Here is a 19,862-nt window from a genome sequence, read left to right on the forward strand (position 1 = left end):
GCGCAGGGCGCGGCCGGCCGCCGCGAAGACGGCGCTGTCGCTCTGGTCCGTCGCCGCGCCGCAGCCCGTGCGCGGCGACGGCCGGCCGGGCCGCGCCACCGCAGAATAAGACCGGGCGGCTAAACTTTCCCTGCTTTGCTATGATGGTGGTTTTACCCCTTCCTGGCCCACCATGTTCGAATTCCTCTTTAAGCGTGCCACCGACAAGCCGTCCGATCCGCAAACCGCGGTGGCCGCCTCTGAACAGAGCGAGGCCGCCGCCTTGTCCGCCTCGCGGCGCGACGAACAGGCCAGGCGCGCCCGCGCGCTCGACGGCGATGAAGCCGGCGCCGTCGCGCTGATACTCGGCAGCGAATTCGCCGGCGTGCGCCTGGCCGCCGCCGAGCATGTGCAGTCGCGCGCGGCGCTCGAACAGGTGCTGGCGGCCATGCGCAACACCGACCGCCGCGTCGCCAAGCTGATGCAGGGCCGCCTGGACGCGATCCGCTATCAACAGGCCGAGCAGCAGAAAGCCCAGGCCTGCATCGCCACCGCCGAGCGCCTGCTGCAAGACGAGAAGCTGACGCCTAACATGGTGGCCGACCTGGACCGCCAATGGAAGATCACCGTGGCCGACGCCGCGCTGGCCGCGCAATTCGACGCCGCCCGCGCCGCGCTGGCGGCGCGCCTGGAAACCCAGGTCAGCCTGCAACGCACCATCATCGACGCGCTGGCCGAAGTGCGCCGCCTGCCGGCCGCCGGCCTGGCGCCCGACGAGGCGGCGCAGGCGCTGGCGCGCTGGCAGGCCGCCCACGCAACGTATCTGGCAGCGCCCGAACATGGTTCGCTGCCGCGGCATCTGCTGGGCGACTTCGCGCAGGCGCTGGAGCAGGCGGCCGCCGCGCTGGCCGCCCTCGATCTACACCGCGCCGGCTTCGACGCGCGCCGCAACGCCCTGGCCGAATGGCAGGCCGGCGCCGACGACACGCTCGACGCCGACCAGATGAAGCGCGCCTGGGCCAGCCTGGCGCGCGTGCCCGACGGCGAACTGGCGCAGCGCCAGCAGGCCGATTTCGAGACGCAGCTGGCGCGCGCGCCGGCGCCGTCGCAGCCGGTGCCTCAGCCGGCGTCGGCGCAGGCGCCATCGGGCGGCGCCGCCAGGGACCACGCCGAGCGCCGCGACGGCAAGCCGGCCCGCCCCGCCAAGGCCGTCGACCAGCAGTTCATCGACACGCTGGCGGCGATGGAGGCGGCGCTCGAGCAAGGCTTGCTGCACGCCGCGTCCGATCACGACAAATGGCTCAAGGAGCACAAGAGCGGCCGCTTGACGCCGGCCCAGGCCGACCGCCTGGCCCACGTGCGCGCCGAGCTCAAGCGCCTGGGCGACTGGGCCCGCTGGGGCGGCAACGTCTCGCGCGAGGAGCTGGTCAAGGCGGTCGAAGACTTGCCGGCGCAGCAGCTGGCGATGGCCGAGCTGGCGAAAAAAGTCGGCAGCATGCGCGAGCGCTGGAAGTCGCTCGACGCCTTGTCCGGCCACGCGCCGAAAAATCTGTGGGAGCGTTTCGACGCCGCCTGCACTACCGCCTACGCGCCGGCCGCCGCCCACTTCAAGCAGCTGGCCGACGAGCGCCACACCAACGCTGCCAAGGCGCAGACGCTGATCGATGAAACGATGGCGATGGCCGGCGCCGAGCACGCCGACTGGAAAAATATCGCCGCCGCCGGCCAGCGTCTGCGCCAGCTGTGGGGCCGCCTCGGCACCATCGACCGCAAGGAAAAGAAAAAACTCGACGCCGCCTTCGAGCGCGCGCTGGCCGCCGTGGTCGCGCCGCTGGCCGAACAGCGCACGCTGGAAGTGGCGCGCCGCGAGCAGCTGATCGCCGAGGTCGAGGCGCTGACGCCGCACGACCGCAGCACGCTCGACGCCGTGCGCCACGCGCAGGAGCGTTGGCAGGTGCAGGCCAAGGCGCTGCCGCTCGAGCGCAAGGCCGAGCAGGCATTGTGGCTGCGCTTCCGCGCCGCCTGCGACCAGGTTTTCGCCGCCCGCAAGGAAAGCGCGCACGCCGCCGACAGCGAGCGCCGCGAACATCTGCATGCGTGCGAGGCGATTTGCGCGGGTCTGGAAACGGCCACCTTCGACGGCGACGACAAGAGCCAGCTGGCCGCCATCGCCAAGACGCTGCGCGACGCCGGCGCCGCCTGGCACGCGGCCGGCGCCGTGCCGCGCGCGAGCGAACAGAAAATCAACCAGCGTTATCAAAGCGCCGTCTCGGCGGTGCAGGCCAAGGCCGACGCCATCAAGCGCCGCGCCGGCGCCGCCCAGGCGAACGCGCTGCGCGACAAGCTGCGGCTGACGCAGGCGCTGGAGAGCGCGCTGGCGGCCAAGGCTGAGGATGCCGCCGATGGCGATGCCGCCGACGCCGAACTTCAAGCGGCCGATTGGCAGCGGCGCTGGCAAGCGTTGCCGCCGCTGGCGGCCGATTACGAGCGCGCCTTGCAGGGTCGCTTCAACGCGGCGCTGAAAGCGGCCGACGGCCAGCGCGCGGCCTACGCCGAACTGCTCGAACACAATCGCGCCCGGCTGCTCGATGAAGTGCTACGGCTGGAAATCGTGGCCGGCGTCGACAGCGGCGCCGAGTTCGCGCGGGAGCGGCTGAGGATGCAGGTCGAGGTGCTGCAATCGTCGCTGAAGTCGGGCCAGAAGCAGGCGTCGGCGTCGGCCCAGTATCTGCAACTGTGCGCGCAGCCGGCGCTGGCCGACGCGCGCACCGCCAGCCGTATCGAGCAGCTGTTCCGCCGCATCGCCGGCGCCGACCACAAGTGAGCGCGGTGTTCAGCCAGGTCCGCATCCAGACCGGCGATTTCGATCTGTCGGCCGAGGTGGCGCAGCTGCGCGCCGGCCAATCCGGGATTGGTGCTATCGTCACCTTTGTCGGCACCGTGCGCGACCTGAACGAGGGCGCGGCCGTGTCGGAAATGGAGCTGGAGCACTATCCCGGCATGACCGAGCAGGCCATCGCGGCCATCATCGGACAGGCCGGCGCGCGCTGGCCCATCACCGGCGCGCTGGTGGTCCACCGGGTCGGCCCGCTCCGGCCGATGGAGCAGATCGTGCTGGTGGCGGTGACGGCGGCGCACCGCGGCGAGGCGTTCGCGGCCTGCGAGTTCATCATCGACTATCTGAAGACGGAAGCGCCGTTCTGGAAAAAAGAGCAGACGCCGCAGGGCGCGCGCTGGGTCGACGCGCGCGTGACCGACGAGGCGGCGCTGGGCAAGTGGCGCGCCTGAACTTCGGTAGCGCATATCCGGCCTGACCGGATGCTGGAACCCTTGCCGGCCCTGTTGGCGATTTGCCTTGAAAACGCGCCGCACACCCCAAACTGTGCGGCAAGCGAAAATTTTCTGGAGCACTCCGATGCGGCAAGACAAACTCACCACCAAACTGCAAGAAGCCCTGGCCGACGCGCAAAGCCTGGCCGTGGGGAACGACAACCAGTACATCGAACCGGTGCACCTGCTGACGGCCCTGCTGAATCAGGACGACGGCAGCGCGCGCTCGCTGATGCAGCGCGCCGGCGTCAACGTCGGCGGCCTGGGCAAGGCGCTGGCGGCGTCGCTCGAGCGCCTGCCCAAGGTGTCCGGCAACGGTGGCGACGTCCAGGTCGGCCGCGAATTCGTCGCCGTGCTGAACCTGGCCGACAAGGAGGCGCAAAAACGCGCCGACCAGTTCATTTCCAGCGAAATGGTGCTGCTGGCGCTGACCGACGACAAGTCCGACGCCGGCAAGCTGTCGCGCGAAAACGGCCTGACCCGTAAGGCGCTGGAATCGGCCATCGACACCGTGCGCGGCGGCGCCAAGGTCGACACCCAGGAGTCCGAAGGCCAGCGCGAGTCGCTGAAAAAATACACGCTCGACCTGACCGAGCGCGCGCGCCAGGGCAAGCTCGATCCGGTGATCGGCCGCGACGATGAAATCCGCCGCGCCATCCAGGTGCTGCAACGGCGCACCAAGAACAATCCGGTGCTGATCGGCGAGCCGGGTGTGGGCAAGACCGCCATCGTCGAAGGCCTGGCGCAACGCATCGTCAACAACGAGGTGCCCGATTCGCTCAAGGGCAAGCGCGTGCTGTCGCTCGACATGGCCGCCTTGCTGGCCGGCGCCAAGTATCGCGGCGAATTCGAGGAGCGCCTCAAGTCGGTGCTCAAGGAACTGGCGATGGACGAGGGCCAGACCATCGTCTTCATCGACGAGATGCACACCATGGTCGGCGCCGGCAAGGCCGAGGGCGCGATGGACGCCGGCAATATGCTGAAGCCGGCGCTGGCGCGCGGCGAGCTCCATTGCGTGGGCGCCACCACGCTCGACGAATACCGCAAATACATCGAGAAGGATGCGGCGCTGGAGCGGCGCTTCCAGAAGATCCTGGTCGACGAGCCGACCGTGGAGGCGACCATCGCCATCCTGCGCGGCTTGCAGGACAAGTATGAGCTGCACCACAAGGTCGCCATTTCGGACGCCGCCATCATCGCCGCCGCCGAGCTGTCGCACCGCTACATCACCGACCGCTTCCTGCCCGACAAGGCGATCGACTTGATCGACGAGGCGGCCGCCAAGATCAAGATCGAGATCGATTCCAAGCCGGAGGTGATGGACAAGCTGGAACGCCGTTTGATCCAGCTGAAGATCGAGCGCGAAGCCGTCAAGAAGGAAAAGGACGAGGGTTCGCTGCGCCGCCTGGGCTTGATCGACGAGGAAATCGTCAAGTTGCAGCGCGAGTTGAACGACTACGAGGAAATCCTCAAGGCCGAGAAGGCCGTGGTGCAGGGCAGCACCCACATCAAGGAGGAAATCGAGCGCGTCAAGCTGGCGATGGAGCAGGCCACGCGCGAGAGCAACTGGCAGCGCGTGTCCGAGTTGCAGTACGGCCGCCTGCCGGAGCTGGAGGCGCAGCTCAAGCAGGCCGAGACGGCGTCGGCCGGCGTGCCGGCGGCCCATCCCAAGCTGCTGCGCACCGAGGTGGGCGCCGAGGAAATCGCCGAAGTGGTGTCGCGCGCGACCGGCATTCCCGTGTCGCGCATGATGCAGGGCGAGCGCGAGAAGCTGCTGCACATCGAGGAAAAGCTGCACGAGCGCGTGATCGGCCAGGACGAGGCGATCAACGCGGTGGCCGACGCGATCCGCCGTTCGCGCGCCGGCCTGGGCGATCCGAATCGCCCCTATGGCTCCTTTATGTTCCTGGGGCCGACCGGCGTCGGCAAGACGGAGTTGAGCAAGGCGCTGGCCAGCTTCCTGTTCGACACCGAGGAGTCGATGATACGCATCGACATGAGCGAGTTTATGGAAAAGCATTCGGTGGCCCGTTTGATCGGCGCGCCGCCCGGCTATGTCGGTTACGACGAGGGCGGCTATCTGACCGAGGCCGTGCGGCGCAAGCCCTACAGCGTGATCTTGCTCGATGAAGTCGAGAAGGCGCATGCCGACGTCTTCAACGTGCTGCTGCAAGTGCTCGACGACGGCCGCATGACGGACGGCCAGGGCCGCACGGTGGACTTCAAGAACACGGTCATCATCATGACGTCGAACCTGGGCTCGCACAAAATCCAGGCCATGGAGGATTCCGATCCGGGCGTGGTCAAGCTGGCCGTGATGGCCGAGGTGCGCGCCCACTTCCGGCCGGAGTTCGTCAACCGGATCGACGAGATCGTCGTGTTCCACGCGCTCGACGAAAAGAACATCGGCGCCATCGCCAAGGTGCAGCTGAAGATACTGGAAGAGCGCCTGGCGCGCATGGAAATGGGCGTGCGAATTTCGGACGCGGCGCTGCAAAAGATCGCCGAAGCCGGCTATGATCCCGTGTACGGCGCGCGGCCGCTGAAGCGGGCGATCCAGCAGCAGATCGAAAATCCGCTGTCGAAGCTGATCTTGCAGGGACGCTTCGGCCCGAAAGACGTGATTTCCATCGACACCCAGGGCGGCGAGCTGGAATTCAAAACCGTGTAAGCGCCAGCTGTGCCAGCTGTTAAAGCCGGACCGAGCCGCCAGCGACGTATGTTGCTGGCGGCATTTTTATTTGGTGGCCGAAACGGATGGGTGTGGATGCATCTTCATGTCGCGTTCCGCCTTGACTCGCCATCGTTAGATCCAGATCGATCAAGCGTCAGTAATGTCGGCACGCCGCTGTATTTTTATGGCGGTTTAGCTGCGACATATAAGCTGGGCAATAGATCGAGCCCGACTTTCTTTTTCGACTTCTCTTCTTTTTACTTGCCGTTCGACAAATTCCTGCAATCTGTTGGGCGCTAACATCACTTTGCTGCTGTCCTGCCTCGTGCGGGCCCGCCGTCCCGTCCGCTTCCTGCTTTTTTGCCGTTTTGTTGCTCAGTTCAGCGTCTGGAACGGCCGGTTTTTCACCTGACGAGTAGCGTATTTCACATTGCGATATATGCATGTGTGAGCGCAGCATCGCGCATTTTCATGGATCGGAATTTCATTCCATATCATGATATTTTAAATTCAAGTATTTGATTTATAAGTGATTTATTTAACTTATATGTCTTATATAAGAGTGTTGTTGCAGGGCACAAAAGAGCCTATTATTTATCTAACGGCGCCGCATTTCACCGGAACCATTCCAGCGGATTTTCAGCAGATTTCTATAACTCGTATCGATAGGAGAACATCATGGCAACTCGTGAACAGCAAATCGCCGCCCTGCAACAAGACTGGGACAGCAATCCGCGCTGGAAGGGCGTCACCCGCACCTACAGCGCCGCGGATGTGGTGCGTCTGCGCGGCTCCCTGCAACTGGAACACACGCTGGCCAAGCGCGGCGCGGAAAAGCTGTGGGATCTCGTCAACAACGAACCCTTCGTCAACGCCCTCGGCGCGCTGACCGGCAACCAGGCCATGCAACAAGTCAAGGCCGGCCTGAAAGCCATTTACCTGTCCGGCTGGCAAGTGGCGGGCGACGCCAACCTGGCCGGCGAAATGTATCCCGACCAGTCGCTGTATCCGGCCAACTCGGTGCCGATGGTGGTCAAGCGCATCAACAACACCTTCCAGCGCGCCGACCAGATCCAGTGGTCCGAGGGCAAGGACGACATCGATTTCTTCGCGCCCATCATCGCCGATGCGGAAGCCGGTTTCGGCGGCGTGCTCAACGCCTACGAGCTGATGAAGTCGATGATCGACGCGGGCGCCGCCGGCGTCCACTTCGAGGATCAGCTGGCGTCGGTCAAGAAATGCGGCCACATGGGCGGCAAGGTGCTGGTGCCGTCGCGCGAAGCCATCGAAAAACTGACGGCGGCGCGCCTGGCCGCCGACGTCATGGGCACGTCGACGCTGGTGATCGCCCGCACCGACGCCGAGGCGGCCGACCTGCTGACCTCCGACGTCGACGACAACGACCGGCCTTTCTGCACCGGCGAGCGCACCGTCGAAGGTTTCTACAAAGTCAAGCCGGGCATCGAGCAAGCCATTTCGCGCGCCCTCGCTTACGCCCCGTACGCCGACCTGGTCTGGTGCGAGACCGGCAAGCCCGACCTGGCCTTCGCCCGCCGCTTCGCCGACGCCGTCCACGCCAAGTTCCCCGGCAAGATGCTGGCCTATAATTGCTCGCCTTCGTTCAACTGGAAGAAAAACCTGGACGACGCCACCATCGCCACCTTCCAGACCGAGCTGGGCGCGATGGGCTACAAATTCCAGTTCATCACGCTGGCCGGTTTCCACGCCCTGAACTACGGCATGTTCAACCTGGCCCACGGCTATGCGCGGCGCCAGATGTCGGCCTTCGTCGAGTTGCAGGAAGCCGAATTCGCGGCCGCCGAACAAGGCTTCACGGCCGTCAAGCATCAGCGCGAAGTGGGCACCGGTTATTTCGACGCCGTCACCCAGACCATCCAGAACGGCCAGAGCTCGACGACGGCGCTGCACGGCTCGACCGAGGACGAGCAATTCTTCGACAAGAAGGTGGCATAACAGTCGAATGAGGGCAGGGGGTGGCGGGCGCACGTCCCCGCCCAATAAAAAGCCGCAGCGAACGCGAGTCCGCTGCGGCTTTGTTGCTCCCTGAGCCGGGCGCTTGGATGATTAATTTACGGCTTGGTCAGATGTTGCTTCAGGCGCTGCTGGAAGACGTCGGGATCGGTGATGGTGTCCATGTCGTCGTCGACCTCGACCTGGTGCACCTGGTGGCCGGGCTCGAAGGCGACGGACGCTTCGACGCCGCCTTTATGCTCCGACATCGAATGCCCCTGCACGGCGCCCAGCAGCTTGCCGTGCGCGTCGGTAATGATGCTCATCTTCATGACATTCCCCCGCCTTGCAGATTGTGGAAGCAGCCGCCGGCGCCCAGGTTGTGGATGTGAACGGAGTAAGTGGCTACGCCGTTGTTGTCCTTGCGCTTGGTTTGCTGGTCGGCCAAGTGGACCGCGCCCTGGTTCGGCGTTTTGACGTCGGCCGACGCGAATTGCGTGCCGTGGTCGTCGCCATAGGTGTAACTCCATGAAACGGTTTGCCCCGGCGCCAGGAACGTCAGGGGACCGATATTGTTGAAAGCCATGTTCTCCTCCATAGACCATGCCGGCAGGCGAAATTGCCGCCGGACCGTTTCATCATAGGCAGACTGCGGCCGCCGGCTTTGATGCAATCGGCATCATCGACGCAGAGGGCGCGCGGGCGGCGCCGCGCGCCCGTCGGCGCGGCATTTTTTGGTCCTGGCGGCTTTCTGGTGGATAATGTCGGCAATATGCGCAGCCGTTTCCGGCTGACGCCGCCTTTTCGGCGCGCACCGTGCCGCGCCCACGACCATCCACAGGAATCTTTATGCTGAGTTATCGCCACGCCTTCCACGCGGGCAATCATGCCGACGTGCTGAAGCACTTCGTGACCATCCAATTGCTGCAATACATGAATCAAAAAGATACGGCCTACAGCTATATCGATACCCACTCCGGCGCCGGCGTCTATGCGCTCGACGGCGGCTACGCGTCGAAAAACGCCGAATTCGAGACCGGCATCGGCCCGCTGTGGAACCGGACCGACTTGCCGGCGTCGCTGAAGGAATACGTCGACCTCGTCAAGGAAATGAACCCCAGCGGCAAGATGCGCTACTACCCCGGCTCGCCCTACTGCGCCGACAAGGTGGCGCGCGAGCAAGACCGTTTGCGCCTGTTCGAGCTGCACCCGGCCGACGCCAAGATCCTGGCCGATAATTTCCGCAAGGTGGAAGCGCACGCGGCCGAGCAAGGCATCCGTCCCAGCACGCGCGGCAAGCGCGTCATCATCACCAAGGGCGACGGTTTCCTGGCGCTGAAGGCCCAGCTGCCGCCGGCGTCGCGCCGCGGCCTGGTGCTGATCGACCCGCCGTACGAAGATAAAATGGATTACCGCAAGGTCAAGGATACGCTGGCCGACGCGCTGGTGCGCTTCCCCACCGGCACTTACGCGGTCTGGTATCCGCTGCTGCAAAGAATGGAATCGCGCCAGTTCGCCGACAAGCTCAAGCAGCTGCCGGCGGCCAACTGGCTCAACGTCACGCTGACCACCAACACGCCGATGCCGGACGGCTTCGGCCTGCACAGCAGCGGCATGTTCATCCTGAACCCGCCGTTCACGCTGGAGCCGCTGCTCAAAGAAGTCATGCCCTACCTGGTCAAGGTGCTGGGCAAGGACAGCGGCGCCAAATTCGTGCTCGAAAGCGGTGGTCCGACTACCAAACGCAACACTCCGCCGCGCCGTGCTGCTATTGGTAAATAAAATGGTGTAAAGACGGGCCCGATAGGTATAGTCTTAGAACAACCGGAACGCGGATAGGAGGCGTACCGGTTGGGCTCGCCGCGCACCCAGCCGTGGCCACCGAAGACTGGGTTGCCCATGATTAGCGGTTTATCACAACCACCCTTCATCCCCGCGCCTCACGCCGGCAATTTCTTTCTGGCGCGTCAGCCCATCTTGAACCGCCACCAGCGCCTCGTGGCCTACGAGCTGCTGTTCCGCAACGCGTCCGGCCACAACGCCGCCCACATCACCGACGACGCGGCCGCCACCGCCGCCGTCATCGCCCACACCTCCGACCTCGGCATGGCGCATGTGGTCGGCGATCAGCTGGCCTTCGTCAACGTTGACACGGTCGGACTGATGAGCGACTTCATCCGTTTCCTGCCCAACGACAAGGTGATCCTGGAAATCCTGGAGTCGGTGAGGGCGACGCCGGACGTGCTCGAGCGCGTGCGCGAACTCAAGGACGCCGGCTTCAAATTCGCGCTCGACGACGTCATCGCCGATTCGGACGACGTGAAAAAGCTGCGCCCGCTCGTCGACGTCATCAAGATCGACATCAAGAACACGGCCGCCGGCGACCTGGCCGCGCTGACGCGGACGCTGAAGCGCCCCGGGCAAAAGCTGCTGGCCGAAAAGGTCGAGACGCTGGCGGAATTTCACCAGTGCATGTCGCTGGGCTTCGAATATTTCCAGGGCTATTATTTCGCCCGCCCCGTGATCTTAACGGGCAAGAAGATTTCGCCGTCGCAGCGCACCATCCTGCACTTGCTCGAATTGCTGGACGCCGACGCCGACAGCCTCGCCATCGAACGCAGCGTCAAGCACGACGCCCTCATCACGCTCAACCTGCTGCGCCTGGTCAACACGCCCACCGTGGGCGCGCGCTACCGCATCAATTCGGTCGGCCACGCGCTCATCGTGCTGGGGCGGCGCCAATTGCAGCGCTGGCTGCAGATCTTGCTGTACGTGAAATCGGGCCAGACCCAGGAGTTCACCTCGCCGCTGTTGCAACTGGCGACGACGCGCGGCAAGACCATCGAGCTGATGGTGGAAAAGCTGCGGCCCGGACAGCGCACCAGCGCCGACATCGGCTTCACCGTCGGCGTCATGTCGCTGATGGATACGCTGTTTTCGATCCGCATGCGCGATGTGCTCGACAGCGTCCACGTGCTCGACGAGGTGCGCGGCGCCTTGCTCGAGCGCAGCGGCGACTATGGCAGCATGCTGAGCCTGATCGAGCACATCGAAATGGACGGCGAGGGGCCGGCGCTGAGCGACATCCTGCACCAGTTGCACATGTCGCCGGCCGAGCTGTACGCGATCCAGCTGGCCGCCTACGACTGGGTCGACCAGTACGCCCACGACGTGCAATAAAGGCCGGGCGCAACGGTGGGCGAGGGTCGCCGCCGGTCTTATTGCGCCAGCAGCAGGAACACCGTGGGTTTCTTGTGGAAGTCCGGCGCCTTGCCGGCGCTGAGCAGGCTTTTCCATTGGGCGGCGCTCATCGTGCGTATCGTTTCCGACGGCAGGCTCAGGTCGGTCGCCACGCAGATCAGCGTGGCCGCCACGCAGCCGGCCACCAGCGCTTCGAGCATGGCGGCGTTGCGGTAGGGCGTTTCGATGAACAGCTGGGTTTGCTTTTCGCCGCGCGACCGCGCTTCCAGTTCCTTGATGCGCTTGCCGCGCGCCGCCGCGTCCGTCGGCAGATAGCCGTTGAAGGCGAAGCTCTGGCCGTTCAGTCCGCTTGCCATCACGGCCAGCAGCAGCGACGAGGGCCCGACCAGCGGCTTGACGGGGACGCCGTGCTGATGCGCCAGGCGCACCAGGTCGGCGCCCGGATCGGCCACCGCCGGCACGCCCGCTTCCGACACCAGGCCGGCATCGCGGCCGGCCAGCAGCGGCGCCAGCAGGCCCGCCAGCGCTTGCGCCGGGGTGTTCACGTTCAGTTCGGCGATGGTGATTTCCTGTAGCGGCCTGGCCAGCGGGTGGCGGGCGCCGACCAGCTTCAGGAAGGCGCGCGCCGTCTTGGCGTTTTCGGCGACGAAATAATCGAGGCGGGCGGTAATCGCTTGCACGTGCTCGGGAATGACGTGGGACAGGGCTTCGGTCTCGCCGAGGGTGTTGGGGATCAGGTACAGGGTGCCGGTCATGGGGTTTTCTTGGTTGATATAAGTAAGGGCTGGTGCGCGATCGCGCGATTATTTGGGCGCCTGGGCAAAAAAGCCGACGCCGAGCTTGCGCAACATGCCGGTGAGCGCGATCAGCGGCAAGCCGGTCAGCGCGGTCGGGTCGCTGCTGGCGATGCGTTCCAGGATGGCGATGCCGAGGCCCTCGTTCTTGGCGCTGCCGGCGCAATCATAGGGCTGTTCGATGCGCAGGTAGGCATCGAGTTCGGCATCGGGCAAGTCGCGGAAGCTGACCAGGGTCTCGATATCGTCCAGTTGCGCCGTGGCGGCCGCATCGCTGGCGCGGCCGTCCCACACGCACAGGGCCGTATGGAACACCACTTGCCGGCCGCGCATCAGTTGCAGCTGAGCGAGGGCGTTGGCATGGTTGCCCGGTTTGCCGATTTGCAGCTCGTCCAGCGTCGCCACCTGATCCGAAGCGATGACGATGCGCCCCGGCAACCGCGCGGCCACGGCGGCGGCTTTTTCGCGCGCCAGGCGCAGCGCGGTCGCGCTCGGCGTCTCGCCGGGGCGCGGGCTTTCATCGATATCGGGCACGGCCACGTCGAACGGCAGTTGCAGCCGCGATAATAATTCCTTGCGATAGGCGGAACTGGAGGCGAGTATCAAACGGGGCGGGGCGGAGCAAGGTGTCATCGTGTGTGGGGCGGCGGCGATACGGTCGGTTGGGATGGGCATCCGTGGAGCGATCGGCGATTGAATCGCTAGAATGCTGGCTCTCGCGGAAGAAATGTTATATGCTTTGTCGCCGGGCCGTTTAGGGCCTGCAAGCTTGTCGTGGCAGCAAAAAACCACGAAAGAAGCGCTAAGTCTTTGACGCGGCGCGGAAAACCCTGTTATTATCGCAGGTTTTCCGGGGAAATTTTCTACCAATGAATGCTTTTGTGATCGACGCTTTTGAATTCTGTCGCATCAACGGGAGCCGCGAGGGTGTCACGCCTGTCGCTGAAATGACCCGGTTGACGAAGGATTGCGTGGATAATTCCGGCACGCTCGCCTGGGCCTTGGTCGGCGGCGCCAGCAAGCTGGGCTTTCCTCAGCTGACCCTGTCGGTCTCCGGCACGGTACGGCTGATCTGCCAGCGTTGCCTGACCTCGTTTGCGCACCATATTGATGCTTCGACCTTGTTGATGCTCGGCAAAGACGACGAGCAGGCCGACGAAATCGAGGCGATGCTCGACGATGAGACGATCGATGTCATCGTCGGTACCCGCGCCATGAATATCATGGATCTGGTCGAAGACGAGGCCTTGCTGGCCCTGCCGCATACGCCCAAGCATGGTGTGTGCCCGGATTCGGCGCTGCTCGACGCGGCCAAGAGCGAAAAGAAGTCGCCATTCGACGCCCTCAAGGGCTTGAAACCAGAATAAGTAGTAGTAAAGAACGTGTCAAACGCGTGTGGTAATCGAGTATGGCAGTGTGTAGTGAAGGTAGTGCAGGCAGTTTATGTGCGGCAAAGTTTTGCCGCTGGGATACTCGATTCGCATGTATTTGCCGGTCGAATGTGTTAAAATTTTAGAACTTACGTATTTGGAGTCATCATGGCCGTTCAACAGAACAAGAAGTCCCCGTCGAAGCGCGGTATGCACCGTTCGCACGATTTCCTGGTAGCACCACAACTGGGTATCGAGCCTACGACCGGTGAAACCCACCTGCGTCACCATATCAGCCCTAACGGCTTCTATCGTGGTCGTAAAGTCCTGAAAACCAAAAACGACGAGTAATCGACGTTTTTGTGGACAAAGATAAAGCGGTGCGACGTGGTATATACCGGGTGGCGCCGCTTTTTTTCTTATTCATCGGCTGCAATCCTCATTTGCACACCGTCATTTTGAATCGCGTCGATCAAGATCGTTAATGATCCGCATCTTGCCGCAGCTTGCCCGATCCGGGCCGGAACGTGGTACTGAATCAAAACAATGACAATCAAAATTTCTATCGACTGCATGGGTGGCGATCACGGCCCCTCGGTCACCATTCCCGCAGCTATTTCCTTCGTAAAAAGTGAACCCGGCGCCGCCCTGATTTTGGTCGGCCTGGAAGACGTCATCCGTGCCGAGCTGAAAAAGCACCACGCCGACGCCCATCCCCAGCTGAGCGTGCTGCACGCCAGCGAGCAGGTGACGATGGACGATCCGCTCGAAGTGGCCCTGCGCCGCAAGAAGGATTCGTCGATGCGCGTGGCCATCGAACTCGTCAAGGATGGCAAGGCGCAGGCCTGCGTTTCGGCCGGCAACACCGGCGCGCTGATGGCCGTGTCGCGCTACGTGCTCAAGACCATGGCCGGCGTCGACCGCCCCGCCATCTGCAGCATCATGCCGAACCAGAAGAACGGCCCGACCTATATGCTGGACCTGGGCGCCAACGTCGACTGCGAGCCGCATCACCTGCACCAGTTCGCCATCATGGGGTCGGTGCTGGTGTCGGCCATGGAAAAGATCGCGCGTCCGACCATCGGACTGCTCAACGTCGGCACCGAAGACATCAAGGGCAACGAAGTGGTCAAGGCCACCGGCAAGCTGTTACAGCAAGACCATGAACGCGGCGCGCTCAACTTCCACGGCAACGTCGAGGGCAATGACATCTTCAAGGGCACGACCGACCTGGTCGTGTGCGACGGCTTCGTCGGCAACGTCACGCTCAAGGCCATCGAAGGCGTGGCGCGCTTTTTCGGCGACACCGTGCGCAGCGAATTCAAGCGCAACTGGTTGACGATGTTGAGCGCGCTGATCGGCCAGGGCGCCCTGAAAGCGATCCGGAATCGCTTCCAGCCCTCGCGCTACAACGGCGCCAGCCTGCTGGGCCTGCGCGGCCTGGTGTTCAAGAGTCATGGCGGCGCCGACGCCTATTCCTTTGAGTGGGCCATCAAGCGGGCGTATGATGCAGCACAAAACGATGTGCTGGCACAGATCTCGACCATGATTGCAGACCTGATGCCGCGCGGCACAGTAACAGCGGAAGTACCAAGCTCAACTATTTAGTGGATGACGCATGACTTTGTACAGCAAAATTATCGGCACCGGTAGCTACCTGCCAGAACAGCGCGTGACCAACCAGCAGCTGACCGATCAGCTCGCCGCCAAGGGTATCGAGACCTCGGATGAGTGGATCGTCACCCGCAGCGGCATTTCGGCGCGTCACTACGCGGCGCCGGAACAGAAATCGTCCGACCTGGCCGTGCATGCCGCCAGACAGGCGCTGGACATGGCGGGCATGCAGCCCGACGATATCGACCTCATCATCGTGGCCAGTTCGACGCCCGATTTCTTCGGCAGTTTCCCCAGCACGGCCTGCATCGTCCAGCAAAAGCTGGGCATGAGCAACAATTGCGCGGCCGTCGACGTGCAAGCCGTGTGCAGCGGCTTCGTCTACGCCGTTTCGACCGCCAACAGCTTCATCAAGGCCGGCGAGCACAAGAACGTGCTGGTGATCGGCGCCGAAGTCTTCTCCAATATCCTGAACTTTGAAGACCGCGGCACTTGCGTGCTGTTCGGCGATGGCGCCGGCGCCGTCGTCATGACCGCGTCGGACCAGCCCGGCGTGCTGGCGACGGCGCTGCACGCGGACGGCCGCCACTCGCACATCCTCAGCATTCCAGGCAATGTCGACGGCGGCGCCGTCGCCGGCAGCGCCTTCCTGCACATGGACGGGCCGGCCGTGTTCAAGCTGGCCGTGTCGGTGCTGGAAAAGGTCGCGCACGAAACGCTGGAAAAAGCCGGCATGACATCGGACCAGATAGACTGGCTGGTGCCGCACCAGGCCAATATCCGCATCATGAACAGCACCGCCAAGAAGCTCGGCCTGCCGCTGGAAAAGATGGTGGTGACGGTCGATCAGCACGGCAACACCTCGGCCGCGTCGATCCCGCTGGCGCTCGACCAGGCGGTGCGGGACGGCCGCATCAAGAAGGGCCATAACGTCATGATGGAAGGCGTCGGCGGCGGCTTCACGTGGGGTGCCGTCCTGGTGACGATGTAATCTTTTCCAGTCTGGTCGCCAGGACTTGGTGACGATGTAGTCTGTTTCAGTCTGGTCACCAGGACTTGGTGACGATGTAATTTTGTGGTCTTAATTTGGACTTAGTATTCCGGGGTTGCCGTAGCCGCAACGACCTCAGTGCAAGGTCGGCGGCGGCGACTCTTCTGATGCTTCTGATAATAGCGAGATGGATAGAGCATGACTAAATTTGCATTTGTATTTCCGGGCCAAGGTTCGCAAGCGATTGCGATGATGGATGGCTTCGCCGGCAATCCGGTGGTGGCGCAAACCATCGCCGAAGCGTCCGACGCGCTGCAATTCGACCTGGGCAAGCTGATGGCCGAAGGTCCGAAGGAAGAACTGGACCTGACCACCAACACCCAGCCGGTGATGCTGACGGCCGCCGTCGCCACCTACCGCGCCTGGATCGCCGCCGGCGGTCCGCTGCCGTCCGTGGTCGCGGGCCACAGCCTGGGCGAATATTCGGCCCTGGTCGCGGCCGGCGTGATCTCGTTCAAGGACGCGGTGCCGCTGGTGCGCTTCCGCGCGCAGGCGATGCAGGAAGCCGTGCCGGTCGGGCAGGGCACGATGGCTGTCGTGCTGGGTCTGTCGGATGAGGACGTGCGCGCCGCCTGCCTCGAAGCGGTGGCCGAGCATCCGGCGCTGACGGTCGAGCCGGTCAACTTCAACGCGCCGGCGCAAGTGGTCATCGCCGGCCACACGGCCGCCGTCGAGCGCGCCTGCGAGCTGGCCAAGGCCAAGGGCGCCAAGCGCGCCATGAAGCTGCCGGTGTCGGCGCCTTTCCATTCGACGCTGCTGAAGCCGGCGTCCGACCGTTTGCGCGACTATATGGCCGAGCTGCATTTCTCGGCGCCGCAAATCGCACTGATTAACAACGTCGACGTCGCCGTGCTCAACGATCCGGCCAGCATCAAGGATGCGCTGGTGCGCCAGGCCGCCAGCCCCGTGCGTTGGGTGGAGACGATGCAAAAGGTCGCCGCCGACGGCATTACGCAAGTCATCGAATGCGGTCCCGGCAAGGTGCTGATGGGTCTGGCCAAGCGCATCGATGCCAATCTGGTCGGCGACGCCATCGTCGATCAGGCATCTTTAGAGCGCGTATTGAGCTTGCTCAAGTAACTTTGCGCTGCGTAGTGCAGTATTCATCTTTAGCTTAGGAATTTCCATGAATTTAGACAATCAAATCGCCCTGGTCACGGGCGCCACGCGCGGCATCGGCAAGGCCATCGCGCAAGAGTTGGCGCGCCAGGGTGCGCGCGTGATCGGCACCGCCACCACCGAGGCGGGCGCCGAGGCGATCAGCGCCTACCTGGCGGAGATCGGCGCTGAGGCCGGCAAGGGCGTGGTGCTGAACGTCACCGACGCCGCCGCCTGCGCCGCCGTTGTCGACGCCATCGGCAAGAGCGTGGGCGCGGTCGGCATCCTGGTCAACAACGCGGGCATCACGCAAGACCAGTTGGCCATGCGCATGAAGGACGAAGAGTGGGACAATGTGATCGCCACCAATCTGTCGGCCGTGGGCCGTTTGTCGCGCGCCGTGCTGCGCGGCATGATGAAGGCCAAGACCGGCCGCATCATCAACATCACGTCCGTGGTGGCCTCGTCCGGCAACCCGGGCCAGATGAATTACGCGGCGGCCAAGGCCGGCGTGGAAGGCATGGGCCGCGCGCTGGCGCGGGAAATCGGCAGCCGCAACATCACCGTCAACAGCGTCTCGCCCGGCTTCATCGACACCGACATGACGAAAGGTCTGGGCGAGGAGCAGCACGCCGCCCTGCTGACGCAAATCCCGCTGGCGCGCCTGGGCAAGCCCGAGGATATCGCCGCCGCCGTCGCCTTCCTGGCCTCGCCGCAAGCGGCCTATATTACCGGTACCACGCTGCACGTGAACGGTGGTATGTATATGAATTGATGGGAATATGTGGCTGTAAGCCGCATGTTCACATCTTTTAGCAGTGATTTCGGTGGTTTTTGCAGTGGACGCCGAAATTAGTCCCTCGGTGCGCAAACCTGATAAAATGCGCGCTTTCCGTAACAAACATAATGGAGCCATAACATGTCGGATATCGAACAACGCGTTAAGAAAATCGTCGCTGAACAACTGGGCGTCGCCGAAGCAGACATCAAGATCGAATCGTCGTTCGTCGATGATCTGGGCGCCGACTCCCTCGACACCGTTGAGCTGGTCATGGCTCTGGAAGATGAGTTTGAAATGGAAATCCCTGACGAACAGGCTGAAAAGATCACGACCGTGCAGCAAGCGATTGATTACGCTACTGCCCACGTCAAGGCCTAAGCGGTATTTGGTCGTCTCCAGGAGAATCGCTTGAGCCGTTCTAAAAACCGTCGTGTAGTGATTACGGGCCTGGGTTGCGTTTCGCCCGTCGGCAATACCGTTGCCGAAGCGTGGAGCGCAATCACCGAGGGAAAATCGGGTATCGCCAACATCACCAGATTCGACGCGAGCCCGTTCAGTACCCACTTTGCCGGCGAGGTCAAAGGCTTCAATATCGAGGAATATCTCCCCGCTAAGGAAGCCCGCCACATGGATACTTTCATCCACTTTGGCATGGCCGCCGGCATACAGGCGATCGAGGACGCAGGTCTGGTCGTCACCGAGGAAAACGCCGATCGCATCGGCGTGATTATCGGTTCGGGCATCGGCGGCTTGCCGATGATCGAAGAAACCAAGGAAGAATACAGCAAGCGCGGCCCGCGCCGCATTTCGCCGTTCTTCGTGCCGGCCTCGATCATCAACATGATCTCAGGGAACCTGTCGATCAAGTACGGCATGCGTGGACCCAACCTGTCCATCGTGACCGCTTGCACCACCGGTTTGCACAGCATCGGCGCGGCCGGCCGCATGATCGAGTACGGCGACGCCGACGTCATGATCGCCGGCGGTGCCGAGGCGACCATTTCGCCGCTGGGCCTGGGCGGTTTCGCCTCTGCGCGCGCTTTGTCGAGCCGCAATGACGATCCGGCGACCGCTTCGCGGCCGTGGGACCGCGACCGCGACGGCTTCGTGCTGGGCGAGGGCGCGGGCGTCATGGTGCTGGAAGAGTATGAGCACGCGAAAGCGCGCGGCGCCAAGATCTACGCCGAGCTGGTCGGTTTCGGCATGAGCGCCGACGCCTACCACATGACGTCGCCGTTGGAAGACGGCAGCGGCGGCAGCAAGTCGGTCGTGGCCGCGCTGGCCAACGCCGGCCTGAACCCGGACCAGATCCAATACTTGAACGCCCACGGCACTTCGACGCCGCTGGGCGACAAGGCTGAGGTGATGGGCGTCAAGCGCACCTTTGGCGACTATGCCAAGCAGCTCGTCATCAGCTCGACCAAGTCGATGACCGGTCACTTGCTGGGCGGTGCCGGTGGTCTGGAAGCGGTGTTTACGGTGTTGGCCATCCACCACCAGATCGCACCGCCGACGATCAACCTGTTCAATCAGGACCCGGAGTGCGACCTGGACTTCTGCGCCAACGTCGCGCGGCCGATGAAGATCGAGTATGCAGTGAAGAACTCGTTCGGCTTCGGCGGCACCAACGGCAGTCTCGTGTTCGGAAAACATTGAACTTTTTAGCGCTCACCCTGGTCCAATCGGGGTGAGCGCTGATTCAGTGCCGGCCTGCGCCGGTACTGGTATTGCCCGGTAATCGGCCGGCGCGTCGCAGTATCTTACTTCCCTGATTTTAATTTTTGTCTGCCATGTCGATTGCGCTGTCCGCTGTCGTTCGGCCCTCGCTTTGCCTGCGGCTGCTGCATGCGGGATTCTGCGTAAGCGTCCAGCCCGCCCATCTTCAAAACCTTAATCGGTTTGCCCAGACTCCGACTTTTGGAGATGGAGATGGTGATGGGGAACAAGGAGCGAGAGGAGCAATGGCGGGTGCGTGTGGCGCGGTGGCGCGAGAGCGGTT

The 19,862-nt window shown here is 63.5% G+C and carries 20 protein-coding genes; 15 read left to right on the plus strand and 5 right to left on the minus strand.

Annotated features, from left to right (window positions below; genetic code table 11):
- The first annotated feature begins 172 nt into the window (after positions 1 to 172).
- The 5 genes from Q0S71_RS05440 (at position 173) to aceA (ending at position 7,957) form a co-directional block, all read left to right on the plus strand.
- Positions 173 to 2,803, plus strand: coding sequence for a DUF349 domain-containing protein (locus Q0S71_RS05440; RefSeq protein ID WP_295992399.1), 2,631 nt, complete (start codon positions 173 to 175; stop codon positions 2,801 to 2,803).
- On the plus strand, positions 2,800 to 3,267 hold the full coding sequence (locus Q0S71_RS05445; protein ID WP_295992401.1) for a molybdenum cofactor biosynthesis protein MoaE: 468 nt from the start codon (positions 2,800 to 2,802) through the stop codon (positions 3,265 to 3,267). Before Q0S71_RS05440 ends, Q0S71_RS05445 begins: the two co-directional genes overlap by 4 nt.
- A gap of 127 nt (positions 3,268 to 3,394) precedes the next feature.
- Positions 3,395 to 5,980 carry an ATP-dependent chaperone ClpB gene (gene clpB, locus Q0S71_RS05450; protein WP_295992404.1) on the plus strand — a complete coding sequence of 862 codons (2,586 nt, stop codon included), beginning with the start codon at positions 3,395 to 3,397 and terminating at the stop codon, positions 5,978 to 5,980.
- Between the two features lie 9 nt (positions 5,981 to 5,989).
- On the plus strand, positions 5,990 to 6,283 hold the full coding sequence (locus Q0S71_RS05455; protein WP_295992407.1) for a hypothetical protein: 294 nt from the start codon (positions 5,990 to 5,992) through the stop codon (positions 6,281 to 6,283).
- A gap of 378 nt (positions 6,284 to 6,661) precedes the next feature.
- Positions 6,662 to 7,957, plus strand: a complete 1,296-nt coding sequence (gene aceA / locus Q0S71_RS05460; RefSeq protein ID WP_295992411.1) for an isocitrate lyase — start codon at positions 6,662 to 6,664, stop codon at positions 7,955 to 7,957.
- A gap of 116 nt (positions 7,958 to 8,073) precedes the next feature.
- Here the strand turns inward: aceA and Q0S71_RS05465 are convergent, their stop codons facing one another.
- Together Q0S71_RS05465 and Q0S71_RS05470 are read right to left on the minus strand one after the other, a co-directional pair.
- The gene (locus Q0S71_RS05465; protein ID WP_295992413.1) at positions 8,074 to 8,280 is read right to left on the minus strand and encodes a hypothetical protein; all 207 of its coding nucleotides are present in this window, start codon (positions 8,278 to 8,280) and stop codon (positions 8,074 to 8,076) included.
- A gap of 2 nt (positions 8,281 to 8,282) precedes the next feature.
- Complete coding sequence (locus tag Q0S71_RS05470; RefSeq protein WP_295992414.1) at positions 8,283 to 8,540, minus strand: hypothetical protein; 258 nt, start codon at positions 8,538 to 8,540, stop codon at positions 8,283 to 8,285.
- Positions 8,541 to 8,803: 263 nt separating this feature from the next.
- On the opposite strand from Q0S71_RS05470, the gene Q0S71_RS05475 reads away from it, so the two are divergent.
- Both Q0S71_RS05475 and Q0S71_RS05480 read left to right on the plus strand, forming a co-directional pair.
- Entirely contained in the window at positions 8,804 to 9,736 is a 933-nt protein-coding gene (locus Q0S71_RS05475) for a 23S rRNA (adenine(2030)-N(6))-methyltransferase RlmJ (RefSeq protein WP_295992418.1), read from the plus strand.
- Between the two features lie 117 nt (positions 9,737 to 9,853).
- Entirely contained in the window at positions 9,854 to 11,134 is a 1,281-nt protein-coding gene (locus Q0S71_RS05480) for an EAL domain-containing protein (protein ID WP_295992420.1), read from the plus strand.
- A gap of 38 nt (positions 11,135 to 11,172) precedes the next feature.
- Here the strand turns inward: Q0S71_RS05480 and Q0S71_RS05485 are convergent, their stop codons facing one another.
- Complete coding sequence (locus Q0S71_RS05485) at positions 11,173 to 11,910, minus strand: SAM-dependent methyltransferase (protein ID WP_295992424.1); 738 nt, start codon at positions 11,908 to 11,910, stop codon at positions 11,173 to 11,175.
- A 48-nt stretch (positions 11,911 to 11,958) separates the two neighbouring features.
- The gene (locus tag Q0S71_RS05490) at positions 11,959 to 12,582 is read right to left on the minus strand and encodes a Maf family nucleotide pyrophosphatase (RefSeq protein ID WP_295992476.1); all 624 of its coding nucleotides are present in this window, start codon (positions 12,580 to 12,582) and stop codon (positions 11,959 to 11,961) included.
- A gap of 236 nt (positions 12,583 to 12,818) precedes the next feature.
- Here Q0S71_RS05490 and Q0S71_RS05495 point away from each other — a divergent pair, with 236 nt between their 5' ends.
- From Q0S71_RS05495 to fabF, 8 genes are all read left to right on the plus strand, one after another.
- Complete coding sequence (locus Q0S71_RS05495; protein WP_295992479.1) at positions 12,819 to 13,316, plus strand: YceD family protein; 498 nt, start codon at positions 12,819 to 12,821, stop codon at positions 13,314 to 13,316.
- Positions 13,317 to 13,487: 171 nt separating this feature from the next.
- On the plus strand, positions 13,488 to 13,670 hold the full coding sequence (gene rpmF / locus Q0S71_RS05500; RefSeq protein WP_008449924.1) for a 50S ribosomal protein L32: 183 nt from the start codon (positions 13,488 to 13,490) through the stop codon (positions 13,668 to 13,670).
- 195 nt (positions 13,671 to 13,865) lie between these two features.
- Complete coding sequence (plsX, locus tag Q0S71_RS05505; protein WP_295992534.1) at positions 13,866 to 14,927, plus strand: phosphate acyltransferase PlsX; 1,062 nt, start codon at positions 13,866 to 13,868, stop codon at positions 14,925 to 14,927.
- A 10-nt stretch (positions 14,928 to 14,937) separates the two neighbouring features.
- Complete coding sequence (locus Q0S71_RS05510; protein ID WP_295992536.1) at positions 14,938 to 15,924, plus strand: beta-ketoacyl-ACP synthase III; 987 nt, start codon at positions 14,938 to 14,940, stop codon at positions 15,922 to 15,924.
- A 198-nt stretch (positions 15,925 to 16,122) separates the two neighbouring features.
- Entirely contained in the window at positions 16,123 to 17,064 is a 942-nt protein-coding gene (gene fabD / locus Q0S71_RS05515) for an ACP S-malonyltransferase (protein ID WP_295992537.1), read from the plus strand.
- Between the two features lie 46 nt (positions 17,065 to 17,110).
- Positions 17,111 to 17,857, plus strand: coding sequence for a 3-oxoacyl-ACP reductase FabG (gene fabG / locus Q0S71_RS05520; RefSeq protein ID WP_295992540.1), 747 nt, complete (start codon positions 17,111 to 17,113; stop codon positions 17,855 to 17,857).
- A gap of 144 nt (positions 17,858 to 18,001) precedes the next feature.
- Complete coding sequence (gene acpP / locus Q0S71_RS05525; RefSeq protein ID WP_008449912.1) at positions 18,002 to 18,241, plus strand: acyl carrier protein; 240 nt, start codon at positions 18,002 to 18,004, stop codon at positions 18,239 to 18,241.
- A gap of 30 nt (positions 18,242 to 18,271) precedes the next feature.
- Positions 18,272 to 19,519: a beta-ketoacyl-ACP synthase II gene (gene fabF, locus Q0S71_RS05530; protein ID WP_295992573.1), complete on the plus strand. Its 1,248-nt coding sequence runs from the start codon at positions 18,272 to 18,274 to the stop codon at positions 19,517 to 19,519.
- Between the two features lie 104 nt (positions 19,520 to 19,623).
- Here fabF and Q0S71_RS05535 read toward each other — a convergent pair.
- Positions 19,624 to 19,862 (minus strand): hypothetical protein (locus Q0S71_RS05535; protein ID WP_295992576.1); only part of this gene is annotated, 239 nt, incomplete at its 5' end.

The organism is Rugamonas sp., assembly GCF_025354735.1.
GTDB lineage: Bacteria > Pseudomonadota > Gammaproteobacteria > Burkholderiales > Burkholderiaceae_D > Rugamonas.